Below are 24731 nucleotides of genomic sequence, written 5' to 3'. Positions count from 1 at the left end.
TGCTGAAGAAAACCGGCTGCCGCCGCATGGGACGGCGATCCGCCGACCGCGAGAGAGGGGCGTGGACATGGCGTCGAACGTGGTGGAGAAGACCCGGACTGCGGTCCTGGTGGACTTCGGCGGCGTCATCACCTCCAGCGTGTTGCGGGCTTTCACGGACTTCGGCGCCTCACTCGGTGGCGATCCGCGTCTGCCGCTCGACCTCCTCGGCCGGGACCAGCCATCACGCACCCTGCTGGCCGACCATGAGTGCGGCCGTATCGACGCCGAAGCCTTCGAGCGAGGATTCGCCGAACGGCTCCGCGTCCACGGTGTCGACGTACCGGCCGAGGGGCTCACGGCCCGGATGCAAGCGGGGATATCGATCGACCAGTACATGATCACACTGCTCGGCGATCTTCGAGCCGCCGGATGTCCCGTCGCGCTGGTGTCGAATTCCTTCGGGAACGGAACCTACGACGGCGTCGACCTCGCCGCTCTCGCCGATGTGGTCGTCATCTCCGGCGAGGTCGGGATCCGCAAGCCTTCCCGACGGATTTACGCGATCGCATGTGAACGCCTCGGTGTCGACCCCGAGGAGGCGGTCATGATCGACGATCTGCAGCAGAACCTCGACGGAGCGGCGCGGATCGGAATCGGGGGCGTGCTGCACACGAATGCCGCCGACACCCGCCGCCAGCTCGCCGAGCGCTTCGGGATCACCGCCTGACGGGTCGACGCCGCTACGTCCACGACGTCCGAGGACTTGATGTCGGGGCCGGGCCGAGCCGACGATCGGCGAGGGCGAGACCCGCACCCTCACCTGCTCACACTCTCGGAAGGCCCTGCCCGCGACACCGCGCTCGGCGACGTTTCCGCCCGCGCTCCCGACCCTCGCCAAACCAGGACGTCGACCGTCGCCGCCTGTGTGCCCCACGCGCCTTGCAGGGTGTGGTCATGGCGTCGGATTCAAGTACAGTTCCGGGGATGGACACCACCGCGCCCGAGGAGACCGACAGCGAGAAGGCACCGCCCGTGGCGCCCCTCTCGCACCTTCGCGAGCCGCCGACGACGCAGCGCGGAGCGAGGACACGGGCCGCTTTGGTGAAGGCCGCGCGGAAGGTGTTCGAGCGGGACGGCTACCTCGACACCCGCCTGACCGACATCACCACGGAGGCCCGATGCGCGGCGGGATCCTTCTACACCTACTTCGCCAACAAGGAAGAGGTGCTTGCCGCCGTCCTCCTGGAGGCACAGGAGGACATGTTGCACCCCGGCATGGGCCGGGTGCAGGGTGCCGTTGATCCCTATGCGGTACTCGAGGCGAGCAATCGCGCGTATCTCCAGGCGTACAAACGGAACGCGAAGCTGATGGCGCTGCTCGAGCAGGTCGCACAGGTGGAACCGGAGTTCCGTGAGTTCCGGAGCCGGCGCGCGGACGCGTTCGTCCGCCGCAATGCCCGCGGCATCGCCGACCTGCAGGCGCGGGGTGTGGCAGACCGTGAGGTCGATCCGCTGATGGCCTCCCGCGCGCTGTCGGGCATGGTCAGCGTCATGGCCTACAACGCCTTCGTGCTCCGTGAAGGGCAAGAGGAAGGCGCGCCGGTGGACTTCGAGGGGCTCGTGTCCACGGTCACCCGGCTCTGGGCGAACGCCCTGCGCTTCCCCGGTCACCGCTGATCTGCCGGGCTCGTGGCACCGGTACGGCCGGGTACCTCTTCTCTTCTCCTGTCAGAAGTCCTTGACGATCGATTCGCTGCGCCGCTCGTATCCCTGGGGCGAGCGGCCTTGTCCGTGTGGGCGTCCCGAGCGTGAGGCGCCCAGCCCGGAAGGCCAAAGGCATACGCCCGGCCTTTCAGCCGGGCGGTGCCGAAAGATGGATCAGGATGCCGCACACCTCGTCGACGATCTCCCGGGCCTCCGTCCCGTCCCCGCAGTCGCCCAGCTCTCGCGCCGCCCCGCCGATGACGGTGGTCAACACGCTCACCCGGACCCGGCCGGCGCGTCGACGCTCGTCCACCTTCAGGAGCCGGGCGTTGCGCCGTACCCACGCGCGGTCCCACTGGCGGCGCAGCGCGTCGAAGCCCGCCGGGCCGTCGTCCTCCGCGAGGAGCCTGGCGAGCCGCCGGTTGTCCCAGGCGCCCTCCAGGTACGCCCTGGCTCCCGCCACGAAGAGGGCGATGGGGTCGTCCACGCCACGGCTGCGCTCGGCGTTCAGCGTGGTCGCGGTCCGGTGCTCCTGCTCCTCCCGGAACTCCTCCCACAGGGCGAGGTAAAGACCTCGCTTTCCGCCGTAGTGCTGGAAGAGGGTGCCTGCCGGGATGCCGGAGCGCGCCGCGATCTCGGTGAGGCCGGCGTCGGTGTAACCGCGCTCGGTGAACACCTCCAGCGCGGTGTCCAGCAGCGCGCGCCGTCCCGTTCCGTCCTGCCCGGCGTGCGTCTCCGGCAGGCCCGCGTCTCCGTACCCGCCCGGCAGTTGACGTGCCGCCTCGGTCCCGGCGGACTCCACGATGCCGCTCACTGGCGATCTTCACCTTCCCCGGCCCCGTCGCGGATGGCGAGGGCGACCAGCAGTTCCAGGAGGTCGGCGATCCGGCGCGGATTGCGGCCGGTGCGTTCCTCGATCCGGCGCAACCGGTAGTGCGCCGTGTTGTGATGCACCCGCAGTCGGTCGGCGGCCAGCCGCAGATTGAGGTCCGCCTCCGCGAAGGCCCGGACGGTGGCGGCCAGCGTGTCGCCGCGTCTGCGGTCCTCCTCCAGCAGCACCCGCACGCGGGGATCGACCAGCTGGCGGGCGAGGTCGTCGGCGCGCAGCGCCAGGTAGTCGAAGGGGGAGAGCCGCGGCAGCGCCGCCACCCCGCCCCCGCCCGGCACCAGGTCGAGGGCGGCCCGCGCCTCCGTATAGGCGCGCGGCAGTTCGGACGCGCCCTGTGCGACCGTGCTGATCCCCATGGAGAGCATGGTTCCCTCCCGCGCCAGCCGCCGCTGCACGGCCTCGAAGTGGGTGCATATGTCCTCTGCGTTCATGCCGGCCCGGACCACCGGCACGGCCACCACCTCGCCATGGCGCACCACGACCAGGGTTCTGCCGGCCCAGGGCCCGGCGACGCTGATCGACGCGCTGGTGGCGTACCCGTGCTCGGCCGAGGTGAGGTCCCCGGTGCGCGTGTCGCCGACGCACACCGCCACGACCGCCATCATCGCAGAGCGCGGTCCGATGCCGTACGCCTGCGCCGCTGCGGACAGCGGACCGCGCGTCGGTGCCACGCCGGCCAGGAGCTGGTCCAGGAGATCCCGTCGCTCCCGGTCCGCGTCCGCCACCACGTGCTGCTGGTACTCGATGTAGGCCTGTGCGGCGTGGGTGCTGGCGTAGTCGACGTACCGCATCAGGGGCGTGACGAGGGACAGCGCGGCCTGCTGGGCCTCGGCGGACGTTCCCGCGCAGTCGAGCAGCGCGTCCCACAGCACCTGCCGGCCGACCCGGAAGGCACTGATCCAGTCCTCCAGGGCGAACCCCGCGCGTGCTCGGCGCATGGCTGCCGCGCGGCTGAAGACCAGGTCTTCGGCAGCCATGTCGCGGTCGCCGGCCAGCGCCGCCAGCTGCATCCGGTAGTGCTCGAGCACCTGCTCCCGTACCTCGTCGAAGAACCGCTCGTCCTGCAGCGCGTACGACGGGATCTCCGCGCGCATCACCTCGACGGCGGTCTCCGCCACCTCCTCGACCCGGTCGTGGACGGCATGCAGGATCCGCCACCGCTGGCGGCGGAGAGGTTCGGAGAGCTGGGGAGCGCCCAAGGCGGGACCGCGAGGCATGGCGCCGATCGTCGCCGCCCGCCTCGTGCTCCGTCAACAGGCTCGGCGTGAGACATCTCCCCGCACCTGTGCGCGGCGCACAGTTCGGCGACCGAGAAGTTGGGTGCTCACACCCAATGTGCGCCTGGAACGCCCCCACCTACTGTGACGCTCGCCCACCCCCCAGCACCTCGGAAGGGGCGTCACTCATGCTCGCGGTCGACGGTATCACCGTGCGCTTCGGCGGGATCACGGCACTGGACGGTGTCGCGTTCACCGTTGAGCCGGACACCGCCGTGGGGCTCATCGGTCCGAACGGAGCCGGTAAGACCACCTTGTTCAACTGCCTCACCAGGCGCTGCACCCCCGATGCGGGAACGGTGCAGTTCGAGGGTGAGGACCTGCTCGCCCTTCCGCCGCATGCCGTGGCCGGGCGCGGCATCGCCCGCACCTTCCAGAACCTCGGCCTGTTCCCGCGGCTCACGGTCCGGGAGAACGTCATGGTCGGCGCCCACAGCCGGGGGCGCACCGGACACCTCGCCGCGGCGCTCCGGCTGCCCCGCGTCCGGCGGGAGGAGAGGGAACTACGTGACCAGGCGGACGACCTGCTACGGCGGCTCGACCTGGCGGACGTCGCCGACCACCCCGCCTCCGGCCTGCCGTTCGGCACGCTCAAACGGGTCGAACTCGCCCGGGCGCTCGCGGTACGGCCCCGACTGCTGCTGCTCGACGAACCCGTCAACGGGCTCAGCCACGGCGAGGTCGACCAATTCGCGGATCTGGTCCGGTCGGTGCGCCAGGACTTCGACCTCACCCTCGTGGTCGTCGAACACCACATGGGATTCGTGATGGGCCTGTGCGACAAGGTGGTCTGCCTCGACTTCGGCCGCAAGATCGCCGACGGCTCACCGGAGGACATCCAGCGCGACCCCGCGGTCATCGAGGCGTACCTGGGGGTGGCCGCATGAGCGAGCCCACCACCGACCGCACCGAGGCCGAGGCGAGTGCGGAGCCGGACTTCCTGAAGGTCTCCGGCCTGCACGCCGGATACGGCCAGGCCCGTGTGCTCCAGGGCCTCGACCTCTCCGTCGCCCGCGGTGAGGTGTGCGCGATCCTCGGACCCAACGGCGCGGGCAAGACCACGACGCTGCGGGCGCTGTGCGGCATGGTCCGCGGCCGCGGCTCGGTCACCCTGAGCGGTGCTGAGCTGCTGGGCCGCTCGCCCGAGCAGGCAGCCCGGCTCGGCGTGGCGCACGTGCCCGAGGGCCGGGGCACCTTCAACGACCTGACCGTCGAGGAGAACCTGCGCATCGGCGCCCACCTGCGCACCGGTCGCCTGCAGCGGGGCCGTGCCGACCGCGCGGCGGTGGCGGCCGACCTGGAGCGGATCTACGGCTACTTCCCCAAGCTGCGCCAGCGGTCGGGTCAGGCCGCAGGCAGCCTCAGCGGCGGGGAGCAGCAGATGGTCGCCATCGGCAGGGCGCTGATGCTGAGGCCCTCGCTGCTGCTCCTGGACGAGCCGTCCCTCGGGCTCGCGCCGCTGGTCACCCGTGAGCTGTTCGAAATCGTCCGTGCCGTCAACGAGGAGGAAGGCACCACCGTGGTCGTCGTCGAGCAGAACGCCCAGCTCGCGCTGGACATCGCGCACCGGGCGCACGTATTGGAGGCCGGCCGCCTGGTGCTGTCCGGACCGGCCGCACAGATCCGCGAGGACGGGCAGGTCGCCGAGGTGTACCTCGGTGTCTCCGTCCACTCCCGCAAGGCCGGGTGAGCGCCATGACCGATCTTCTCCAGCAAGTGGTGGAAGGACTGGGCTCCGGCGCGGTGTACGCCAGCCTGGCGCTGGCCCTGGTGCTGATCCACCGGTTCACGGGGATCGTCAACTTCGCGCAGGGTGAGCTGGCCATGCTGTCGACATACGTCGCCTGGCAGCTGGTGTCGTCCGGGATGCCGTTCTGGCTGGCGCTGCCGGTCACCCTCGCGGTGTCCTTCGCCGGCGGCATGCTGGTCGAGCGGATCGTCATCCGTCCCGTGCAGGGCGCGCCCGAGCTGACGGTGGTCATCGTCACGGTCGGCCTGTTCATCTTCGTCAACGCGTTGGCGGGCCTGATCTGGTCGTTCACCGTGAAGGACTTCCCGCAGCCGTTCCCCGACGGCGGGATCGACCTGTCGGGGGTGCGTGTGGACTGGTCGACGCTCGGCATCATCGGCGTGGTGGCCGTCGTGATGGGGCTGCTGTACCTGCTGTTCCAGCACACCTCTGCCGGCCTGGTGATGCGGGCGGTCGCCTGCAACCCGGCCTCCGCCCGGCTGTCGGGCATCCGGGTGGGCCGGGTTCTGATGCTCGGCTGGGGGCTGGCCGCGACGGTGGGCGCGGTGTCGGGCGTGCTCGTCGCCCCGGTGCTGTTCCTGGAGCCCAACATGATGGGCGGAGTGCTGATCTACGCGTTCGCCGCGGCCACCCTCGGGGGCTTCGACAGCCCGGTCGGTGCGGTCGTCGGCGGCCTGTTCGTCGGCGTCGCCGAGACGCTGACCGGGGCGTACGTGGACGTCATCGGTGAGGACCTGAAGGTGGGCGTACCGCTGGTGATCATCCTGGCCGTGCTGCTGGTGCGGCCCCAGGGCCTCTTCGGACGGGCGGCGGTGGAGCGCGCATGAGCACGATCACAACGGCACTCGGCACCGACCGGGCCCGGCGGCTGCGGGCCGCGCTCACCCTGCTGCTCGCGGCGCTGGCCGCCGCCGGCGCACCGTTCTACTTCGCCCCCTTCCAGGTCTTCCAGCTGACCATGGTGCTCCTGTACGCCGTCGCGCTGTCCGGCCTGAACCTGCTGGTCGGCTACGGCGGGCAGATCTCGCTCGGGCACGGCGCGTTCTTCGCGGCCGGGGCCTACACGGCGGCGGTCATGCTCGACCGGTACGACACCGGCCACCTGGCCACGCTGCCGGTCGCGGCCGCCGGATGCTTCCTGCTGGGCCTCGGGTTCGGAGTACCCGCGCTGCGGCTGAGCGGGCTGTACCTGGCGCTGGTCACCCTCTCGTTCGCGGTGTTCCTGCCGCCGTTGCTCAAGCGGCTCGAACCGGTGACGGGCGGCTCCATGGGCCTGACCGTGGACAAGCTGCAGCCGCCGGCGTGGAGCGGGCTGGCCCAGGACCAGTGGCTGTACTTCGTCGTCCTCGCCGTCACCGCGGTGGTCCTCCTGCTCGCCCGCAACCTGCTGCGGTCCCGGGCCGGCCGGGCACTGCTCGCCGTGCGGGACAACGAGAGCGCCGCCGAGGTCATGGGCGTGCGGCTGTCGCTGCACAAGACCCTCGCCTTCGCGTGGAGCGCGATGTTCGCTGGTGTTGCCGGGTGTCTGTACACCTGGGTGATCGGCTTCGTCTCACCCGACTCCTTCAGCTTCGTTCTGTCCATCACCCTGCTGGCCGGCCTGGTGGTCGGGGGGCTCGCCTCGCTGTACGGACCCCTGCTGGGCGGGGCGTTCGTGATGTACGTGCCGAGCGTGTCCCAGGACCTCAGCGACGCGGCACCGGGAGTGGTGTTCGGCCTGCTGATCATCGTGGTGATGTTCGTGGCCCCGACAGGACTGGCCGGTCTGCCCGGCCGTATCCGGAGCGCTGTCGCCCGTCGCCCGATCCGTACCACCGCTGCCGTCGACCGGACGCCCAAGGCCGGGCCCGCACCCGATGAGGTGCCGGAGCCCCAGGCCGAATCCATACCCCCGGCGACCCTCACTTCTGCGGACCCCGCAGCTGCCGACGCCGAACCCGTGGGCGCCTCGCCCCGCACGGAAAAGGAATGAATCACATGCGCAAGACCACCGCTTTGCGGGCGGCCGCGGTCGCGGCCGCCGCCCTGCTCACCGCGACCGCCTGTAGCAGCCAGCGAGGGCAGGACGCCCAGGACACCGCCGCCGGTGGCGCGTGCAAGGGCCAGCAGACCACCGGCATCACCGACAAGACCATCAAGCTGGGCGGTATCTACCCGCTGTCGGGACCGGCCTCCGCGTACGGCACGATCAGCAGGGGCGTGGCCGCCTACTTCAAGTACGTCAACGCACAGGGCGGCATAGACGGCCGCAAGGTCGAGTTCGTGGTCCGCGACGACGGCTACCAGCCGCCCAAGGCGGTCGAAGAGGCCCGCAGACTGGTCGAGCAGGAGAAGGTCTTCGCCGTCTTCCAGACCCTGGGCACCCCGTCCACGGCAGCCGTGTGGGACTACCTCAACAAGCAGAAGGTGCCGCAGCCCTTCGTCGCCACGGGTGCCTCCCTCTGGGGCACGGACGACAAGCATCCCTGGACCACCGGCTGGCAGCCCAACTACGTGGCCGAGGCCCGGGTGTACGCCAAGTACCTCAAGGACGAGCGGCGCAAGGCCAAGGTCGCGGTGCTCTACCAGAACGACGACTTCGGCAAGGACCTGCTCGGCGGGTTCAAGAAGGCCGTCGCCGGCAGTGGCATCAAGGTGGTGGCCCAGGAGAGCTACGAGGTCACCGACCCGTCCGTGTCGGCACAGATGGCGAGCCTCTCCCGCTCCAAGGCCGACGTGCTGCTGGACGTCACCACCCCCAAGTTCGGCAGCCAGGCCCTCGCCGCCGACGCCAGGAACACCAAGTGGAACCCGCTGCACATCGTGAACAACGTGGCCTCGTCCGCGGCCGTGCTCCAGCCCGTCGGGTTCAAGAACGTGCAGGGCGTGGTCTCGGCGACCTACTTCAAGGACCCCGCCGACCCGCAGTGGGCGAACGATCCCGAGGTGAAGACCTACACCAAGGCCATGCACAAGTACGCCCCCGACGCCGACCCGGCCAACCAGTTCAACGCGTACGGCTGGGCCGTCGCCTCCAGCCTGCACAAGGCCCTGGACACGATGAAGTGCCCGACCAGGGAAGGACTGCGGGACGCGGTGCACAACCTGAAGAACGTGAAGGTCGGTCTGCTGCTGCCGGGGGTCACCATGTCCACGGGCCACGGCGACGCCTTCCCGCTCGAGACGATGCAGCTGATGCGGTTCAAGGGCGAGCGGTGGCAGCTGTTCGGCAAGCCGGTGGACACCCGCGAGGAGTTCGGTCCACTGGCGAAGTGAGCAGGCGGGGGCGGTCCGGTCGATGCCCTGACCGCGGGGGACCGCCCCTGCCCCGTCACCGGAGACCGGTGTGCTCACACGGCGTTCAGCCCTCCGTCCACCACCAGGCTCTGCCCGGTGATGTAGGAGGCGCGCTGGGAGAGCAGGAAGGTGACGGCCTCGGCCACCTCCCAGGCGGTGCCCTCGCGTCCGAGCGGTATGCGGCTCAACGAGGTGGAACGCGACGTCCGCCGGGCCGAGGCCTCGCGGCCCATCGGGGTGTCGATCAGGCCCGGGACGACCAGGTTGGCGCGGATCCCGCGAGGCCCGCCCTCCTTGGCGACATGGCGGGTGAGACCGAACAGGCCGGCCTTCGAACTGTCGTAGGCGGGCGAGTCGGTGGCCGCGCGCAGCCCGGCCACGGAACCGACGAAGACGATCGAACCCCCGTCGGCGATCGCGGGCAGTCCGTACTTGGCGGCGAGGAAGGGGGCGCTCAGGTTGAGCGAGAGCACGCGCTCCCACTGCTGCGGTGAGGTGTCCGCCAGGCCTGCGCCGAGGCCGATGCCGACGTTGACCACGATCGCGTCGAGCGCGCCGAGTTCGCGAAGGGCCTCGGAGACCATGGCCGAGGACTGGCCGGGATCCGTGGCGTCACCGACCACGGGGAAGCCGCGGGCGCCCTCCTCACCGACCAGGGCGGCGGTGGTCGCCGCGGCGGAGGGGGAGACGTCGGCGCAGGCCACGGACGCTCCCGCGCGGGCGGCGAGCACGGCCACCGCCCGCCCGTTGCCCACCGGGGCCGTCGGATCGTCGCTGGGGCGGGTGCCCGCGCCGATGACCAGGACGTTCCGGCCGGCCAGAAGGCCGACCGGGTGGGTCGCGTTGTGCCGGGGCTCAGGCATCGCCGTGTGCCCCTTCCGCCGCGTGTGCGCCGGTCCCGGGAGGCGCGGGCGGAGTCTCCGCTTCGTAGGCGGGCTCGAGCCGCGTACCGGCGGAGTTCAGGAAGAACGCGACCATGTGGTACTGACCGACGAGCATGGTGATTTCGATCAGCTGTGCCTCGTCGTGGCCGGCGGCCAGTGCGGACCAGGTGGCCGTGGACAGACGTGCGTCCCGGTGCAGTTCGTCGGCCGCACGCAGCAGATGGGCGTCGGCCGGCGGCCATCCCTGGGCTTCCGGGCCCGCGCAGATCCGCCGGATCTCCTCGTCGGTGACCCCGGCGGCCCTGGCCAGTGGCACGTGTCGCCCCCATTCGTAACCGGCCCGGGTGTTGCACGCGGTGCGCAGAATCAGCAGTTCCCGGGTCCGGTCCGGAAGACGGCCCTCGCGCAGCAGATGGCTGCCGAACGGCAGGAAGTGCCGGAAGAGGTCCGGGTGCCGCACCAACGTGGTGAAGACGTTGGCGAGGCGGCCGTCGGCGTCCCGGGGAAGCGGGGCGAGCAGTTCCCGGGTGGCCGGGTCCCAGCCGTCCTCGGGCAGGGGCGCGAGGCGTGGGCCGGTGTCGGCGCGGTGTTGTCGCTGATGGCGCTCGTCGGTCATGGCGGTCTCCGCACTGTCAGGGTGGGTCGGTACCACGGGGCGGGTCTGAGCGGGGTCGGTCGGCGCGGCGCTGCGTGCGCGCCGATCCACTTCTTCTGCCGCCGTGCCACTGTGCTGTCGCGGGCGGGGGGTTGTCGACGGCTCCCCGGCCAAGGCCGGAGGCCGGCATATTGTTCGGTTGCACAACGGCCGGTACCGGAGGGCGGAGGTGAGGTCCATGCCCGGGCAGCCGAGCGCGGGGGCGCCGCTCGAACGGGTCATCGCCGCGATGGCCGCGCAACAGTGGCACGTGGGCGGGCGGTTGCACGCGGATCTGACGGACCACATCCCGTCCTACCGCGCGGTCCCCCGGGAACTCCTTGACCAGATCTGGCATCGGCACTTCCAGCGGGCCCTCGCGGTGGTGCGAGAGGGCACGGTGCCCGCGCCGGAGGACTTCGACGAAGCCGACGTGGCCCGGGACCGGGTCGAGCGGGGCGTGCCGCTCGGCGACGGGCTCCGCGCCTTCCGCCGGGCGCTGAGCGCGATACGGGATCTGTTCCTCGCCGAGGCCACCGAACGTGGACTGGATCCCGGCCTCATCGTCGACCGCACCACGTGCCTGTGGGAACTTGCGGACGCCGCGAGTCTGCAGATCGCCGCCGTCCACCGGCAGGCGGAGGTCGCCTCCGCCCTCGCCGACGCCCGCCGCCGCGCCGACTTCCTGCGTGGACTGCTCTACGGGACGCTGAGCGCGGCGGAGATCCACAGCGGTGCGGCGATCTACGGACTGGACCCGGGGCGGCCCTACCGGGCCATCAGAGCCGTGCCGAACGGCAACGCCGGCCCGGACGCGCTGGAACGCTCCCTGGAGTCCCACAACCGCAGGAAGGGCCGAGGCGCGCTGCTCACCGTGCTGGACGAGGCTGTCGTCGGAGTCGTCGAGGACAAGCCGGAGGTCGGTGACCTGGAGGTCACGGCGGGGCTCGGCCCGCCGACGGACCTGGCCGCGGCGCACCGCTCCTTCCGTGCCGCCGGCAGGATGCTGGAAGCCGCCCGTGCGTATGCTCTGCGCGGCGTGTACGACCTGAGCGACCTGTCCTGGCGGGTGGCCGTCGTCGCCGAACCGGAACTCGCCGAGATGCTGCTCGACCGCTATCTGCGCCCCTTGGAGGCGGAGGGGGAGTTCGGTGCGCTCATCGAGGAGTCGGTGCGGGGATATCTGGAGACGGGACGGCACATCCGCGAAGTCGCCCGCGGAGCACACGTCCATGTCAACACGGTCCGCTACCGGCTGCGTCGTTTCGAGGAGCTGACCGGCACCAGCCTGGACGCTCCCGACACCGCGGTGGAGCTCAGCTGGGCCCTGGCGGCGCGCGAGCTGGGGACATCCCCACGAGGCCCGGCATGAGCGGGCCGCCGCGGTGCCGTAATCGCCGTGGGCGGACTGGGCTGCGGCACCGAGGCCGCTTGCCCAGCCCGCCCCCGCCGCGCGGTCACTCGGCCGCGGCGAGCAGCCGTGCCTCGCTCTCCTCGTACAGGCGCCGGCTCTCGCGGCTGTCGGCGGCGCGCCGCCGGTGGTCCAGACGGCTGCCCAGCCAGCCCGCCAGATAGCCGAACGGGACGGAGACCAGACCGGTGGACTGCATGGGGAACAGGTCGAAGTCGGCGTTCGGGAAGACGGCGGACGGCGTGCCCGAAACGGCCTTGGAGAAGACCATGAGCAGTAGCGCGCAGGCCGCTCCGCCGTAGAGGGTGGCGAGCAGGCCGGTGCGGGTGAATCCGCGCCAGAACAGGGAGTAGGTGAGCGCGGGTGCCACCGCCGACGCCCCTATGCAGATGGCCAGCGTGGTCAGCACGCCGACGTCCCAGTTCTGGACCAGCACGGAGAGGCCGATGGCAATGGTTCCCACGGCCGCGCTCGTCCACACCGCCACGGTCATCTCCGTACGGGGCTCCGCGTGCCCCCGCCGCGCCGCTTGGGCGAACAGGTCGTGGGCGAGCGACGAGGCCGCGGCCAGCGTCATGCCTGCGACCGACGACAGCAGGGTGATGAACACCATGCCCGCCACGGCCGAATAGAGCATCGTCATGCCCGCGGAGCCGGGTGCCCCGCCGAGCACCTGCGACAGCATGAGTACGGACGTCCTTCCCTGTGGGTCGGCCGCGGTGATGTACCGCGATCCCACCAGCGCCGCCGCGCCCGTACCCATGATGATCACGAACAGGCAGAACGTGGTGACCGTGCCCACCGCCCAGGACATGGAGCGACGTACGGCGGGCACGTCCTGCGCGGAGTACAGGCGCATCGTGATGTGGGGCAGACAGGCCACGCCGAGGACCACGGTGATCTGGAGACCGATGAAGTCCAGCCGGTCGCCGGCCGAGGTGCCCAGCTGAAGGCCCTGCTGGAGGAAGGAGGGGCCCGCGCCGCTGCCCTGCTGGGCGGCCCTGACCAGGTCACCCAGGCTCCAGTCGAAGCGGTTCAGGACCAGGGCGGCGACGACGGCGCTGGTGCCGAGCAGGATCACGATCTTGATCATCTGAATGAGCGCGGTGCCTCTCATACCGCCGAGCGCCGCGTAAATGATCATCAGACTGCCGACGATGACGATGCACACCGTCCTGGCGCCCGCCACGTGCGGGAGCTTCAGGATGAAGGTGAGCAGTGACCCGGCCCCGGAGAGCTGGACGACGAGGAAGGGCAGGGTCGCCGCAAGCGTCACCACGCAGCTGGCGATACGCACCGCCCGCCCGGGCATGTTGCGGGCCAGGACGTCGCCCATGGTGAACCTGCCGGCGTTGCGCAGGGGTTCGGCCAGCAGGAACATCAGCAGCACCATGGACAAGGCCGTGCTGACCGCAAGGACATAGCCGTCGTATCCGGCGAGCGCGACGATGCCGGTGGTGCTCAGCACCGTGGCCGCGGAGATGTAGTCACCCGCGATGGCAAGGCCGTTCTTGAGGGGGGTGAGCGAGCGGTAACCAGTGTAGAAGTTCGTCAGGTCGTCGCGGTCCGGTCCCGCCATCACGCACATCAGCAGCGTGAGGGTGACCAGGGTGGTGAACAGAACGAGGACGATGGCCTGCGTCCCGGAACCGAAGTCGTTCATCTCGCCACTCCCGCGTTCCGGCCGGTGGGGACCGCCCGCTCCCTGACGGCGCGGGCCAGCGGATCCACCGAGCGTTGTGCGCTGCGTCCGTACCAGAAGACCGCCCCGAAGGTGACGACGAGTTGGAGGATTCCCAGGGCCATTCCCAGGCTCAGCTCCCCGGCGATCTTGGACCCCATCAGGCCCGGCGCCCAGCAGGACAGTACGACGTACACCACGAAGGAGCCGAGCGCGGTCAGCGTGGAGATCCGGCGGAGCAGGCGGTAGGCCGACCGCAGCGCGGTGAGGTCGGCATGGCGCGGATGATCCTGGTGCGCACGCGGCTCGTTCCAGGTGGCTTGCCCGTACCAGTCGTATACGGGGGCGCCGTGGCCGTACGACCGGGGCTCGGTGCGGGGCCGCGGCCACCCCGTCGGCCCCGATGGCGGGTATTGGTTCTCGTCGGCGTATGTCATCGCCTGGCCTTCCAACTACGGCTCGGATCCGTGCAGGTGAGCGGGGGAGGAGGTGCTTCAGGTCGCGCACCATACCGACTGGTAGGAATGCCTGTCAGCCTGCTGGGGGTCACGTTTCAGGGACGATGCGGTTCCGTGGGGCGGAGATCGGCCGACGGGGGGGCGGATCAACGGGCGGGGTCGAGAAGTACCTTGCGGACACCGGCGGCGCGGCTGTTGAACAGGTCGTACGCCGCGGGGCCTTCGGAGAGGGCGAAGTGGTGGGAGACCACGACCTCGGGCGAGATCCGGCCGGCCTCGGTGAGGCGCATCAGGGCAGGGAGTTCGTAATGGATGGAGCACAGCCCGATGGCGAACTCCAGCTCCTTGATCTGGGCCAGTCCCATGTGGAAGGGGAAGGCCTTGCTCTGGCTCACGCCGATGACGCTGACCCGTCCTGCCTGCCGGACGGCCTTGAGGGCCAGCTCGATGGTGGCGTCCGAGCCCACCGCCTCCACCACGGCGTCCGGTCCGCGCCCTGCGGTCATCTCCCGTACGGCCGTTCGAGCGTCCTCGCCCTCGACCGGCTCGACGCCCAGGGTTTCGGCGAAGGCGCGGCGCTCCGCGACCAGATCCGCGCCCAGCACACGGGCGGCACCCATCGTGAAGGCGGATTGCGCGGCCATGAGACCGACCGGGCCCAGGCCGATGACCAGAACCGTCTCGCCTGGCTGGATGCGCGCCCGGCGGCAGCCGTACCAGGCCGTGGGGGCGTTGTCCGTCAGGACGATGGCGGCCTCGTCGGAGACGCCTTCGGGCAGGCGCACCAGGTTGACATCGGCATGGGGGACGGCCAGGGCCTGGGCCTGACTGCCCGGAAGATGCGGGCTCACTCCGTAGCAGAGGTCCGTCGGGGCGTGGGCTCGCTCGCACCTGGCGGTGAGTCCCTTCGCGCAGGTTTCGCACAGGGTGCAGCCGACCGAGGCGGGTACCAGGACGCGGTCGCCGGGCTTGAAGCGGGTGACCCGGTCGCCGGTGTCGACGACCAGGCCGACGCACTCGTGTCCCGGGGTGTAACCGGTCTCCGACGTGAACCCGTTGCCGCCGTAGATGTGCAGGTCGCTACCGCAGATACCGGCCGTCGTGACCTGGACGACCGCGTCGGTGGGGCTGGTGACGGCCGGGTCGGGGACATCTTCGAAGCGGATGTCGTGGGGGCCGTGGTAGGTCAGTGCCTTCATTCGATTGACTCCCGCAGCGCGCCAAGGCGCCTTTATCAGCTGTTAATGCAGGCGTATTACTTCGGCGGGGCGACGCTAGCATGGGCATCCGTGACAGCACATGAGACGCAGGCCTCGTCGCCTGGGAGCCGGAAGGCGGGTGACACGCGCGCCACGCTCATCCGGGCCGCCGAGCGGTTGTTCGCGGCGAAGGGCGTCGACGGTGCGTCGCTAAACGAGATCAAGCGGGCCGCCGGCCAGCGCAACGCCATGGCCCTGCAGTACCACTTCGGCGACCGGGCGGGTCTGCTGCGGGCCGTACTCGACAAGCACCTTCCCGCGGTGGACGCCCGGCGGGAGGTACTGCTGCAGCAGTACGAGGACGGTGGCGCCGCAGATCTCCGTTCCCTCGCCGCCGCACTGGTGCTGCCGGCCGCCACGAAACTCGCCGACCCCGACGGCGGCCGCGAGTTCCTGCAGATCGTGGCCGAACTGCTCAACCGCCCCGAGCCCTTGGTCGAGGTCGTCGTCACGGAAGGGTCGAGCATCTATCCCTGGCGGCGCCTGGTGGAACCGCTGCTGGTTCCCGAGTCGACCACGGTGTTCCATACCCGCTTCACCGCCATGCGCTTCTGTCATGCCGAACTCGCTGCCCGGGCCGCCGGCCGCCCTCGCAGGGACGACCGGCTGTTCACCAGCCGACTGGTCGACCTGGTCACCGCGCTGCTGGCCGCGCCGGTGTCCGAACAGACCGGGCGGCTGCTGCACGAGCGAAACAGCAAGGGCCGGTTCGGGCAGCAGGTCTCGACTCGCTGACCGGCTCGACCCTGCGGTCGATCTCTGCATGACGGGGTACGGCGTGTGGTGAACATCACACACCTCGACATACCTACTGGTCGGTACCCTTCGGCGAAGCCCTGAACGACAGGAGGCGCGATGTCCGTGACCAACCGACAGATCCGTCTGGCAGCCCGTCCCGTGGGCGAAGTGAAACCCGAGGACTGGGAGCACTGTTCCGGGCCCGCCGACGAGCCTGGCCCCGGCCTTTTCGCGGGCCGCACGCGCGTCATCTCCCTGGACCCCGCCATGCGGGGCTGGCTGGACGACCGTCCCTCCTATCTGCCGCCGGTGGGCATCGGTGAGGTGATGCGCGCCGGATCGGTCATCGAGGTCACGGCATCCCGGCACCCGGACTTCCAGCCGGGTGATCACGTGGTCGGCATGTTCGGCGTCCAGGAGCACGTGGTCTCCGACGGCAAGGGCGCCATGAAGGTCGACACCTCCCTCGCCCCGCCCTCGACATATCTGGGCGCGCTGGGCATGCCCGGCATGACCGCCTACTTCGGCCTGCTGGATGTCGGGGCCCTGAAGGACGGCGAGACCGTCGTGGTGTCAGGAGCGGCCGGCGCGGTCGGCACCATCGCGGGTCAGATCGCGAAGGCCAAGGGCTGCCGGGTCGTGGGCATCGCCGGAGGGCCGGAGAAGTGCGCGCTGCTCACCGACGAACTGGGATTCGACGCGGCGATCGACTACCGCGCCGAAGACGTCAGGAAAGCCCTGCGCCACCAGGCCCCCGACGGCATCGACGTCTACTTCGACAACGTGGGAGGAGACATCCTCGACGCCGCCCTTACCCGGCTGGCGATGCATGCGCGCGTCGTGGTCTGCGGTGCCATCAGCCAGTACAACAACGCCACGCCGGTCAAGGGCCCCTCCAACTACCTTTCGCTGCTGGTGCGCCGCGCTCGCATGGAGGGCTTCGTCGTCTTCGACTATGCCAAGCGCTACGCGCAGGCAGCGCAGGACATCTCCGCCTGGATCGGCGCCGGCCGCATCAAGGTCAAGGAGCATGTGGTGCGGGGGAGCGTGGACGACTTCCCCGAGACGTTGCAGATGCTCTTCCAGGGGCAGAACGTCGGCAAGCTCGTTCTGGAGCTGGCATGACCGCCGTGGCGCGTGGGGCCGCACCAGGTGAGCTCCGAGCCGGTCGGTGATGAAGCCTTCGCACTCCCGCCCGGCGAAACCCTTGTCCGCCAGGATCACCTGCCCGGCCCGAATCAGGTGATGATCGCGTTCCGGTAACGCGGTCATCACCTCCCGCTCGCCGAGCCCGGGGCCGGCCGGGCACCGGGAGACCGGCATGCCTTCGGCCGTGCTCGGCAGGTACGGCCGGAGGCCCCGGAAGAAGCGTGAGTTGCTGCGGAGGTATCCGTAAAGCGGCGTGTCCGGCCGGCTCGGAACGTTTGACCGTCTCGAGGGAGGCCGGGCACGACAGCGGGGTGGAGTCGATCAGCCGCAGGTCGTCGTGCCGGGTGGGTACCTGCCTGGCCAGGGTCTCGATCACGCTGGAGATCAGTGGCCCGGCCGCGTGCAGGCGCTTGGTGTGGCCCGACTGCTGCGGCAGGTAGGGGAACAGGTGCCGAAAGTCGGGCGGGTGTCCAAGCCGGAAGTCACGCTTCAGCCGTGGGCGATGGACTGCTCGATGCGGGCCACGGTGGCGCGGGGATCGTCGACCTCGATGACGAGCCGGTCGTAGCTTTCGGCGTCGGCGAGTTCGATGACGACCGCCTTGTCCGGGTTCTTCACGTCCCAGAAGAGGCGTTCGCCCTCGCGGCGAAAGCGGCCGGCGGTAATCACACCGGGGAAGTGGGTGCCGCCGACGCGGATGCCCTTCGGTTCGCGGGCGATGCCGGGGTCGTGGGTGGCGCCACGCACGTGGGTGAGGGGGATTTCCAGGCGGCTCTTGAGAGTCCAGAGCTTGTCGAGGCCCTGGAATTCGACGGTCAGTAGGCCGGCTTCACGGTCGATGGAGATCAGGGCCATGTCAGTGCTCCTTGGGGGCGGCCCGCTGGGCGCGCAGGCGCAGGCGGGTACCGAGGACGGTGGAAGCGAGTTGAGGGGCGGCGTCACCGTGGGAGGGGCGCAGGGCGTCCTCCAGCGCGGCGATGCCCTCCGCGACCAGCGCGGCAACCTCCGGGTCGTGGGGGGCGCGTTCGGTGGCGGCGAGGAGGAGGAATCCGGCGGCCGGGCCGTTGTCGTACGACGCGATGGCCGCTGTCAGTGCCTGCGCCGGGTCGGTGAGGGTGGCGATGGCGGCGGTGGTCGGGTGGATCTCGTGGTCGAGGTGGTTGCGGAGAGCGGTCAGATGCAGGCTCCGCTTGGAGCCGAAGACCTTGTAGAGACTGCCTCGGTGGATGCCGGTGGCTGTGACCAGGTCGTCCACCGAGGTGCCCTCGTAGCCGTGTGTGGCGAAGAGAGTGGCCGCAGTGGTGACGGCTTGATCGGTGTCGAAGGCGCGCGGTCGTCCCATGGCCGGGACCCTATGAGATTAAAGAACGATGAGTCAAGAACGAGTGTTCTTTTACTGGACGCACAGGGAAGTCGACGCTTCTCCGGGGGCGCCCTGGCGATGAGTGCAGTGCTGTTCCTGGTCGCGGCGGGCGCGAACGTCTCCGCGCAGGGGCCTGTTCCCGTGGCGGTCGGTCCGTGCCGGCGTCCCCTGATGTGACGTCCCCCATTGCGTCGCCGGAGCGGTGCGGTGAACCTCTCGTGGAACGAGTGTCCGCAGAACTGTTATCCGAGGCTCATCGAGCGATCTCCCAGGTACCGGACAGCATCGTTCGGCGTCGAGGACAGGGAAGCTTTTGATGAGCACACAGCACACGGCGGAGTCGGTGGCACTGGTGACCGCTGCGCGAGCGGGCGACCCGGGAGCTCAGGACGCCCTGGTCAGCGCCTACCTCCCGCTGGTCTACAACATCGTGGGGCGGGCGTTGAACGGCTCGGCCGATGTCGACGACGTCGTGCAGGACACCATGCTCCGTGCCCTCGACGCGCTGGACGGTCTGCGTACGCCCGAGAGCTTCCGGTCCTGGCTCGTGGCGATCGCGATGAACCAGGTCCGCAAGCACTGGCAGGACCGGCAGTTCGCCCCGGTCGCAGTGGAGGAGGCCGAGGACCTCGCGGATCCGGGCGCCGACTTCGTGGACCTGACCATGGTGCAGCTACAGCTGTCCGGTCAGCGCCAGGAGACCGCGCGCGCGACGCGCTGGCTGGAGTCGGACGATCGAGGGCTGCTGTCGCTGTGGTGGCTGGAGTGCGCCGGCGAGCTGACCCGTGCGGAGGTCGCCGCCGCGCTGGAGCTGTCGCCTCAGCACACGGCGGTCCGGGTGCAACGGATGAAGGCGCAGCTGGAGGCGGCCCGCGTGGTCGTACGGGCGCTCGACGCGCAGCCGCCGTGCGAGGAACTGCGTGGCGTGCTGGCCTCTTGGGACGGCCGGCCCTCGGCGCTGTGGCGCAAGCGAATAGCCCGGCACGCCCGCGGCTGCGCGCGCTGCTCCGGCCTGTGGAGCGGGTTGATGCCCGTGGAGGGGCTGCTCGTCGGCCTTGCGCTGATTGCGCCGACGTCCGCGCTGCTTGCGAGCGTGCGCTCCGCCTCCGACGGGATGGCCCCGGCAGGCTCTGCGTCCCGGCTCGACGCGTCCGAGGGCAATGCCGGATCGGCCCCGGGGGCCGGACACCGTGCCGGACGGGTCCGGGCGACCTCCCGTGGCGAGGCCCGTCGGCGCCGGCGGATTCAGCGCCGGGCCGTCGGCGGTGCCGTCGTGGCGGCCTGTGTGGCGGGTGGTGGCCTCTGGTACTTCGGCACGGACTCCGGGACCGGGTCCGAGGGCGCGACCGCCGCGCGCACCGCAGCCGCACCGGCAGTGGACCTCTCGGAATCGAGTGCCGTCGAGACCTCGCCGTCGGCTTCCCCGTCTCCGTCTCCGTCCGCGTCGCCATCGAAGAAGGCGAGCGCTTCCAAGAGCCCGCGCCCCACCCGGAAGAGCGTGCCGGCTTCCCGGCGACCCGCTCGGCCCACGCAGAGTTCGGCCGGTGCTCCGCAGCCGCAGGCGGCCGCGTCGGGCACCGTTGCGCAGGTGGTCGCCCTGGTGAACAAGGAGCGGGCGGCCGCCGGTTGTGGTCCGCTGACGGAGGACCCGCAACTGGAGAAGGCCGCGCAGGGTCACTCCGACGACATGGCCGCCCGCAACTTCTTCGAACACACCAACCCGGACGGTGCCGACCCCGGGCAGCGCATCACCGCCGCCGGCTACCGCTGGTCCACGTACGGGGAGAACATCGCCCAGGGCCAGCAGACCCCGGAGGCGGTGATGGACTCCTGGATGCACAGCCCGGGCCACCGCGCCAACATCCTCAACTGCTCGTTCAGGAACATCGGGGTGGGCGTGCACAAGGGTTCGGGCGGTCCCTGGTGGACGCAGGACTTCGGCGCCAAGCTTTGACGCCGGGAAGCAACCGACGTCCGTTCAGGGCCCGTTGATCCCCGGGATGCGGCAGATGGCGGAGGAGACCACCGCCATCACCGCCGGCCCGGCACACCAAGGCCACGGTCGCCTGCTCACCGGCTCGACCGTTGTGCCGCCACGATCGTGCCGAGAGTCTGCTCCGCCCCCGCCAGCCGTTGCACCCGCTCGGAGAATCCCGGGAACTGCGACGCGATCTTGGTGAGGAACCTCAGCTCCAGCGGGGCCACATTGACCTCGGCGACATCGCGCTCGATCGCTCGCGTCACGCCCTTGACGACCCGCTCAGGCGCAATGGTGCGTACGCCGCCGGGCGTCGGCGATCCGGTGTTCGCGAACATGCCCAGGTCCCGTACGAAGCCCGGCTGGACGATCGAGACACCGACGCCCGTGCCGTGCAGATCCTGGCGGAAGGCCAGCGAGAAACCGCGCAACCCGAACTTCGTCGCGGTGTACAGGGACGACGACTTGGTGGCCGCCATCCCCGACAGCGAACCGACGAAACAGATGTGCCCGCGCCCGGCAGCCACCATGGCGGGAGCGAGCAGCCGCGCGAGCATCGCGGGCGCGCGCAGGTTCACCGCCAGCGCCCGGTCGATCTGCTCCGGCGTGTAGTCGAGCACGTCACCGCTGGACGGCAGCGCGGCGTTGGCGATGAGTATGTCCGTACCGGCGGCTTCCCGTGCGAGGCGCAGCACATCGTCGGCGTCCCCCAGATCGGCCAGGATCGTCCGCGCGCCGTAGCGATCGGCGAGGGGTTCCAGCGCTTCGCGCCGTCGGCCCGTGAGAAGGAGGTGCGCACCGCGAGCGGACAACTCGGCGGCGAGCGCGCCACCGATACCGCCGGTGACTCCGGTGAGCAGAACAGTTGCTCCGGCAATGTGCACGACTATCCTCCCGATCTGTTCGTTCGAACGAACGATAGAGAGGGGCACGGGGACTGTCCACCGGAACGCGGATGGAACAATGAGCGGCATGCCGAACGCCGCCCCCTCCGCCACGACGCGCCAGCGCATCATCACCGCCGTCCTCCGGATCATCGGCGAGGGCGGCGTCGTCGCGGTCACCAACAGGCGGATCGCCAGGGAAGCCGGAGTGTCACTCGGCTCGGTCACGTACCACTTCGAGACCCAGCACGACCTGCTCCGGGAGAGTCTGCTGCACTTCGTACGCGAAGAGGCCCGGTACTTCACCGAGCTGGCCGACCAGTGCCAGACCGAGGCCATCGACGTCGAAGACGCGGCGTCGCTGGCCGGCCAGGTCGCGTGCGGCACAGCGCTCGACAGCGCCCATCTCGCACCCTTCGAGCTGTATATCCACGCCGGGCGCGACGAGCGACTGCGGGATGCCGCGGCGGAGGCGTTCAGAGCCTACGACCGGCTGGCCACCCGGATCCTCACCGCTCTGGGCGTACCGGACGCGGAACGTCTGGCGGCCACCACGGTCGCCCTGGTGATGGGTCTGCAACTCCGGCGCCTGGCCACGGGAAGCCCTGCGGAAGACCTGGTCGACGCCCTCCTGCTGCTCGCTCGCGGGACTGCCGGCCGACCTGTCGAGCAGACGGCGCCGTCACTGAACGCCGAAGGGACGCACTAGCTCTGTGGCCTGCCGGCTGACGATCTCCCATGCGCCGACGGGGAGATCGCCCAGCCCCGTGCTCCGTAGAGCGTGCAGCGCCTCTTCGCCGCCGGTGTCACACCGGGCGCTCTCGCTGATCACGTCGTATCCGTCGCGTACGGCGACACGGAGGCGGAGCCGGCCGGCGTCTTCGGCGTGCAGAGCCGTGGCGACGACGAGCGGCGGAGGTCCGCCCGGTCGGGCGGGCAGCTTGCGGTAGGCGCTGGCGACGGGCTCACACCAGTGGATGTTCAGCAGGAGCGGCCGTTTCGCGACCACTTCGGCCGGGTCGGTCTCATGAACGCCCTCCGGCCCCAGTACCGACGCACGCGCATCCAGCACGAGAGCCGCCGGCAGCAGACAGCGCAGCGCGCTGCCCACGAGGTTGCCGCCGACCGTTGCCGTACGACGTACGGCGCCGGTCCCCACCGCGGTGGCGGCCAGGCGTATGACATCCGGTACCCGCTCGTCGATCCGGTTCAGCACGACGGCGGCGCCCAGCGTCCCGCCCCCGATGACATTGGCCTCCGGCAGACTGCGCAACGACATGGCCAGCTCGGGGAACCCGTCCCGCTGCCAGTCGGCCCACACCAAGGTCGCACCGCCGATCGGCACGGCTCCCTCGACCAGGCACTCCTGCGCCTCGGACACGGACACGGGAAGTCGCAACAGCATGCCAGCCGACCTGCCTTCCTGGGGTGTTGACCGACGGGAGGCGCGAACCGGCCACCCGTCCATGGGCATGGCGCATTGTTGTCGTACGGACAGGGGCGCATACAGGGCTCACACGAGCATGCCCACAAGCCGGTGCGACTCGCAGGGGCGGGGGCCGCCCCACCTCACCCCGTGGCGGCAACTAAGCTCCCGCGCACGAGTGGAGCTGGGAGCGACAACAGCGGTAGACGCGTTGTCGACTGGCGGTTCGAGCTGGAGGCACGGCTCGGCGGCGGCGGAATGGGCATGGTCTGGCGCGCCAGGGATCTGGTGCTGCATCGGAGTGTGGCCGTCAGGGAGGTACGGCCGCCCGATCCCGATCTCGCCGAGTACGATCCCGAGGCCGCCGGTCTGCCGCGGGAGCGGGTCCTGCGGGAAGCCCGTGCGCTGGCCGGTTTCGATCACCCCAATGTGGTGACCATCCATCATGTGGTCGACGGCGGCCCGGGAAGCTGCCCGTGGATCGTCATGGAACTCGTCACCGGCGGCTCCCTGGCCGACCGCCTCGCGCGTGAGCCGATGAACCCGGGCGAAGCGGCGCGCATCGGGCGGGAGGTACTGGTCGCGCTGCGCGCCGCACACGAGGCGGGAATCCAGCACCGCGACGTCAAACCCGCCAACGTTCCGCTGCGTCCCGACGGCCGTCCGGTGCTCACCGACTTCGGTATCGCCGCGAGCCGCGAGTCGACCGCCCTCACGGCCACCGGGTCGGTCATCGGCACACCCGACCACATGGCGCCGGAACGTGTCTCCGGCAAGGACGGTGGTCCCGCATCGGACCTGTGGTCGCCGGCGATGATGCTCTACACGGTCGTCGAGGGCCACCACCCGCTGCGCCGGGGCACCACACTGACGACGCTCGCCGCCGTCCTCAGCGATGACATCCCGCCGCCGGTCAAGGCGGGTCCGCTGCGGGACGTCCTGACACGGGTCCTCGTCCGGGACCCTGCGACAAGGCCCGAGGCCCGGGAACTGGACCGGATGCTGGACGGCGCCGCCCGCGAGACGGAGGCGCCCACCGCCTACCAGCCGCACCCCCCGCCCGCGACGCAGCCTCCCCACCTGGTATCCGCACCGACGGGCTTCGGGCCCGCACCTGCGATGCCCCCAGGACGGTACGCCGCACCCACCGGGCCGACGACGTTCCCGGGCCCGCAGGGCGCGGGTCCCGCGTCGCTCACCGCGCCCGTGCGGCCGGACCGTGGGCGGCGCCGGGCGCTGGTGGCCCTGCCCGTAGCCGGAGTGGCGCTCACCGGAGTCCTCGTCTGGACGCTGCTGCCGGACGGAGGCTCACACACGTCCGGGTCCTCCCGGTCCTCCGCGTCCGGCCGTCCTGCCGCCAAGGCGCCGTCGCGTGTGGGCTCGCCCTCCACGGACGTCACGCCCTCGGCGAGCACGGCGCTGCTCCACTACCACTTCGACACGCGCGAGAAGCTGTTCACCGAGGCGATGACCCACTCCTTCGCCAACACCGCCGTCGACGTGGAACGCGACGCGGGGTCGGCGCCGGCGGCAGTCATCCTGGCCCGCATCGTACGCAACCTGCTGCCGACCGATCCCGTACTGCACCAGGACTGGCGGCTCTGGCAGGAACTGTGGGTCCGGGCGCTGCGCGACGAGGCCACCCGGGCCTATGCCGTGGACCTGTACGCGCAGCTGCACTCCTGGGTGGCCGACGCGGTACGGCGCGGCATCGCGTCCGGCGAGTTCACGCCGGCCGACGTGGACGGCCTCTGCACGCTCGTGCTGTCCCTGAGCGACGGCTACGGCATCCGGCTGATGCTGCGCGATCCCACCGTCACCCTGGACACTGCACTCGCCTCCATCTGGCGGCACATAGCCGCCGCGCTGGGCCTGCCTGACACCGTGCCGACGGAGTGAGTTCCCCGGTGCGTGGCCCGTGCCGACACCGCACCGGGCACTGCGACGCCAAAGGCGGGCACCGTCGCGGTCGCCGCGCCGTGGGTACC

The 24731-nt window shown here is 70.6% G+C and carries 24 protein-coding genes; 13 read left to right on the top strand and 11 right to left on the bottom strand.

The genetic code is table 11. The features are described 5' to 3' along the window. The first annotated feature begins 67 nt into the window (after positions 1 to 67). Positions 68 to 709: an HAD family phosphatase gene (locus ABZ876_RS27380; protein WP_361786573.1), complete on the top strand. Its 642-nt coding sequence runs from the start codon at positions 68 to 70 to the stop codon at positions 707 to 709. 257 nt (positions 710 to 966) lie between these two features. Continuing rightward, positions 967 to 1659 carry a TetR/AcrR family transcriptional regulator gene (locus ABZ876_RS27375; protein WP_361786570.1) on the top strand — a complete coding sequence of 231 codons (693 nt, stop codon included), beginning with the start codon at positions 967 to 969 and terminating at the stop codon, positions 1657 to 1659. A gap of 175 nt (positions 1660 to 1834) precedes the next feature. On the opposite strand, the gene ABZ876_RS27370 is transcribed toward ABZ876_RS27375, so the two are convergent. Continuing rightward, positions 1835 to 2500, bottom strand: a complete 666-nt coding sequence (locus ABZ876_RS27370) for a TetR/AcrR family transcriptional regulator (protein WP_361786567.1) — start codon at positions 2498 to 2500, stop codon at positions 1835 to 1837. After that, positions 2497 to 3792, bottom strand: coding sequence for a helix-turn-helix domain-containing protein (locus tag ABZ876_RS27365; RefSeq protein ID WP_361786564.1), 1296 nt, complete (start codon positions 3790 to 3792; stop codon positions 2497 to 2499). Before ABZ876_RS27365 ends, ABZ876_RS27370 begins: the two co-directional genes overlap by 4 nt. A gap of 188 nt (positions 3793 to 3980) precedes the next feature. On the opposite strand from ABZ876_RS27365, the gene ABZ876_RS27360 reads away from it, so the two are divergent. From ABZ876_RS27360 to ABZ876_RS27340, 5 genes are read left to right on the top strand one after another with little or no spacing between them, the layout of a single operon-like run. After that, complete coding sequence (locus ABZ876_RS27360) at positions 3981 to 4739, top strand: ABC transporter ATP-binding protein (RefSeq protein WP_361786561.1); 759 nt, start codon at positions 3981 to 3983, stop codon at positions 4737 to 4739. Further along, positions 4736 to 5542, top strand: coding sequence for an ABC transporter ATP-binding protein (locus tag ABZ876_RS27355; protein ID WP_361786558.1), 807 nt, complete (start codon positions 4736 to 4738; stop codon positions 5540 to 5542). Before ABZ876_RS27360 ends, ABZ876_RS27355 begins: the two co-directional genes overlap by 4 nt. Before the next feature lie 5 nt (positions 5543 to 5547). After that, positions 5548 to 6429 (top strand): branched-chain amino acid ABC transporter permease, encoded by an 882-nt coding sequence (locus ABZ876_RS27350; RefSeq protein ID WP_361786556.1) that lies wholly within the window; start codon positions 5548 to 5550, stop codon positions 6427 to 6429. Next, positions 6426 to 7574, top strand: coding sequence for a branched-chain amino acid ABC transporter permease (locus tag ABZ876_RS27345; RefSeq protein ID WP_361786553.1), 1149 nt, complete (start codon positions 6426 to 6428; stop codon positions 7572 to 7574). Before ABZ876_RS27350 ends, ABZ876_RS27345 begins: the two co-directional genes overlap by 4 nt. 5 nt (positions 7575 to 7579) lie before the next feature. Beyond that, positions 7580 to 8857, top strand: coding sequence for an ABC transporter substrate-binding protein (locus ABZ876_RS27340; protein ID WP_361786550.1), 1278 nt, complete (start codon positions 7580 to 7582; stop codon positions 8855 to 8857). 74 nt (positions 8858 to 8931) lie between these two features. On the opposite strand, the gene ABZ876_RS27335 is transcribed toward ABZ876_RS27340, so the two are convergent. Together ABZ876_RS27335 and ABZ876_RS27330 are read right to left on the bottom strand one after the other, a co-directional pair. Next, entirely contained in the window at positions 8932 to 9741 is an 810-nt protein-coding gene (locus ABZ876_RS27335; protein ID WP_361786547.1) for an SDR family oxidoreductase, read from the bottom strand. Then, positions 9734 to 10378: a carboxymuconolactone decarboxylase family protein gene (locus ABZ876_RS27330; RefSeq protein ID WP_361786544.1), complete on the bottom strand. Its 645-nt coding sequence runs from the start codon at positions 10376 to 10378 to the stop codon at positions 9734 to 9736. The genes ABZ876_RS27335 and ABZ876_RS27330 overlap by 8 nt, the downstream gene beginning before the upstream one ends. Positions 10379 to 10595: 217 nt before the next feature. Between ABZ876_RS27330 and ABZ876_RS27325 the strand changes: the two genes are divergently transcribed. Continuing rightward, complete coding sequence (locus ABZ876_RS27325) at positions 10596 to 11768, top strand: helix-turn-helix domain-containing protein (protein WP_361786541.1); 1173 nt, start codon at positions 10596 to 10598, stop codon at positions 11766 to 11768. Between the two features lie 85 nt (positions 11769 to 11853). Here the strand turns inward: ABZ876_RS27325 and ABZ876_RS27320 are convergent, their stop codons facing one another. The 3 genes from ABZ876_RS27320 to ABZ876_RS27310 all read right to left on the bottom strand — a co-directional run bounded on the left by ABZ876_RS27320 (position 11854) and on the right by ABZ876_RS27310 (position 15145). Continuing rightward, on the bottom strand, positions 11854 to 13470 hold the full coding sequence (locus ABZ876_RS27320; RefSeq protein ID WP_361786538.1) for a cation acetate symporter: 1617 nt from the start codon (positions 13468 to 13470) through the stop codon (positions 11854 to 11856). After that, the gene (locus tag ABZ876_RS27315; RefSeq protein WP_361786535.1) at positions 13467 to 13925 is read right to left on the bottom strand and encodes a DUF485 domain-containing protein; all 459 of its coding nucleotides are present in this window, start codon (positions 13923 to 13925) and stop codon (positions 13467 to 13469) included. The genes ABZ876_RS27320 and ABZ876_RS27315 overlap by 4 nt, the downstream gene beginning before the upstream one ends. 167 nt (positions 13926 to 14092) lie before the next feature. After that, complete coding sequence (locus tag ABZ876_RS27310; protein WP_361786532.1) at positions 14093 to 15145, bottom strand: alcohol dehydrogenase catalytic domain-containing protein; 1053 nt, start codon at positions 15143 to 15145, stop codon at positions 14093 to 14095. Positions 15146 to 15235: 90 nt separating this feature from the next. Between ABZ876_RS27310 and ABZ876_RS27305 the strand changes: the two genes are divergently transcribed. After that, complete coding sequence (locus ABZ876_RS27305) at positions 15236 to 15940, top strand: helix-turn-helix domain-containing protein (RefSeq protein ID WP_361786529.1); 705 nt, start codon at positions 15236 to 15238, stop codon at positions 15938 to 15940. Positions 15941 to 16060: 120 nt separating this feature from the next. Continuing rightward, positions 16061 to 17068 (top strand): NADP-dependent oxidoreductase, encoded by a 1008-nt coding sequence (locus ABZ876_RS27300; protein ID WP_361786526.1) that lies wholly within the window; start codon positions 16061 to 16063, stop codon positions 17066 to 17068. Positions 17069 to 17581: 513 nt separating this feature from the next. Here ABZ876_RS27300 and ABZ876_RS27295 read toward each other — a convergent pair. Then, positions 17582 to 17947, bottom strand: a complete 366-nt coding sequence (locus ABZ876_RS27295; protein ID WP_361786523.1) for a hypothetical protein — start codon at positions 17945 to 17947, stop codon at positions 17582 to 17584. A gap of 1 nt (position 17948) precedes the next feature. Then, on the bottom strand, positions 17949 to 18434 hold the full coding sequence (locus tag ABZ876_RS27290; protein ID WP_361786520.1) for a TetR/AcrR family transcriptional regulator: 486 nt from the start codon (positions 18432 to 18434) through the stop codon (positions 17949 to 17951). 337 nt (positions 18435 to 18771) lie between these two features. Between ABZ876_RS27290 and ABZ876_RS27285 the strand changes: the two genes are divergently transcribed. Next, on the top strand, positions 18772 to 20409 hold the full coding sequence (locus tag ABZ876_RS27285) for a sigma-70 family RNA polymerase sigma factor (protein ID WP_361786518.1): 1638 nt from the start codon (positions 18772 to 18774) through the stop codon (positions 20407 to 20409). Between the two features lie 116 nt (positions 20410 to 20525). Here the strand turns inward: ABZ876_RS27285 and ABZ876_RS27280 are convergent, their stop codons facing one another. Next, the gene (locus tag ABZ876_RS27280) at positions 20526 to 21317 is read right to left on the bottom strand and encodes an SDR family NAD(P)-dependent oxidoreductase (RefSeq protein ID WP_361786515.1); all 792 of its coding nucleotides are present in this window, start codon (positions 21315 to 21317) and stop codon (positions 20526 to 20528) included. An 88-nt stretch (positions 21318 to 21405) separates the two neighbouring features. Between ABZ876_RS27280 and ABZ876_RS27275 the strand changes: the two genes are divergently transcribed. Then, positions 21406 to 22026: a TetR family transcriptional regulator gene (locus ABZ876_RS27275; RefSeq protein WP_361786513.1), complete on the top strand. Its 621-nt coding sequence runs from the start codon at positions 21406 to 21408 to the stop codon at positions 22024 to 22026. Here the strand turns inward: ABZ876_RS27275 and ABZ876_RS27270 are convergent. Next, complete coding sequence (locus ABZ876_RS27270) at positions 22000 to 22722, bottom strand: FAD binding domain-containing protein (protein WP_361786510.1); 723 nt, start codon at positions 22720 to 22722, stop codon at positions 22000 to 22002. The genes ABZ876_RS27275 and ABZ876_RS27270 overlap by 27 nt on opposite strands. A 171-nt stretch (positions 22723 to 22893) precedes the next feature. Here ABZ876_RS27270 and ABZ876_RS27265 point away from each other — a divergent pair, with 171 nt between their 5' ends. Beyond that, positions 22894 to 24642 (top strand): protein kinase, encoded by a 1749-nt coding sequence (locus ABZ876_RS27265; RefSeq protein ID WP_361786507.1) that lies wholly within the window; start codon positions 22894 to 22896, stop codon positions 24640 to 24642. Positions 24643 to 24731 lie beyond the last annotated feature (89 nt).

This window comes from Streptomyces sp. NPDC046931 (assembly GCF_040644655.1).
GTDB lineage: Bacteria > Actinomycetota > Actinomycetes > Streptomycetales > Streptomycetaceae > Streptomyces.
Note: the sequence above shows the minus strand (reverse complement) of the source record. Positions and strands in the feature narration are given on the sequence as shown.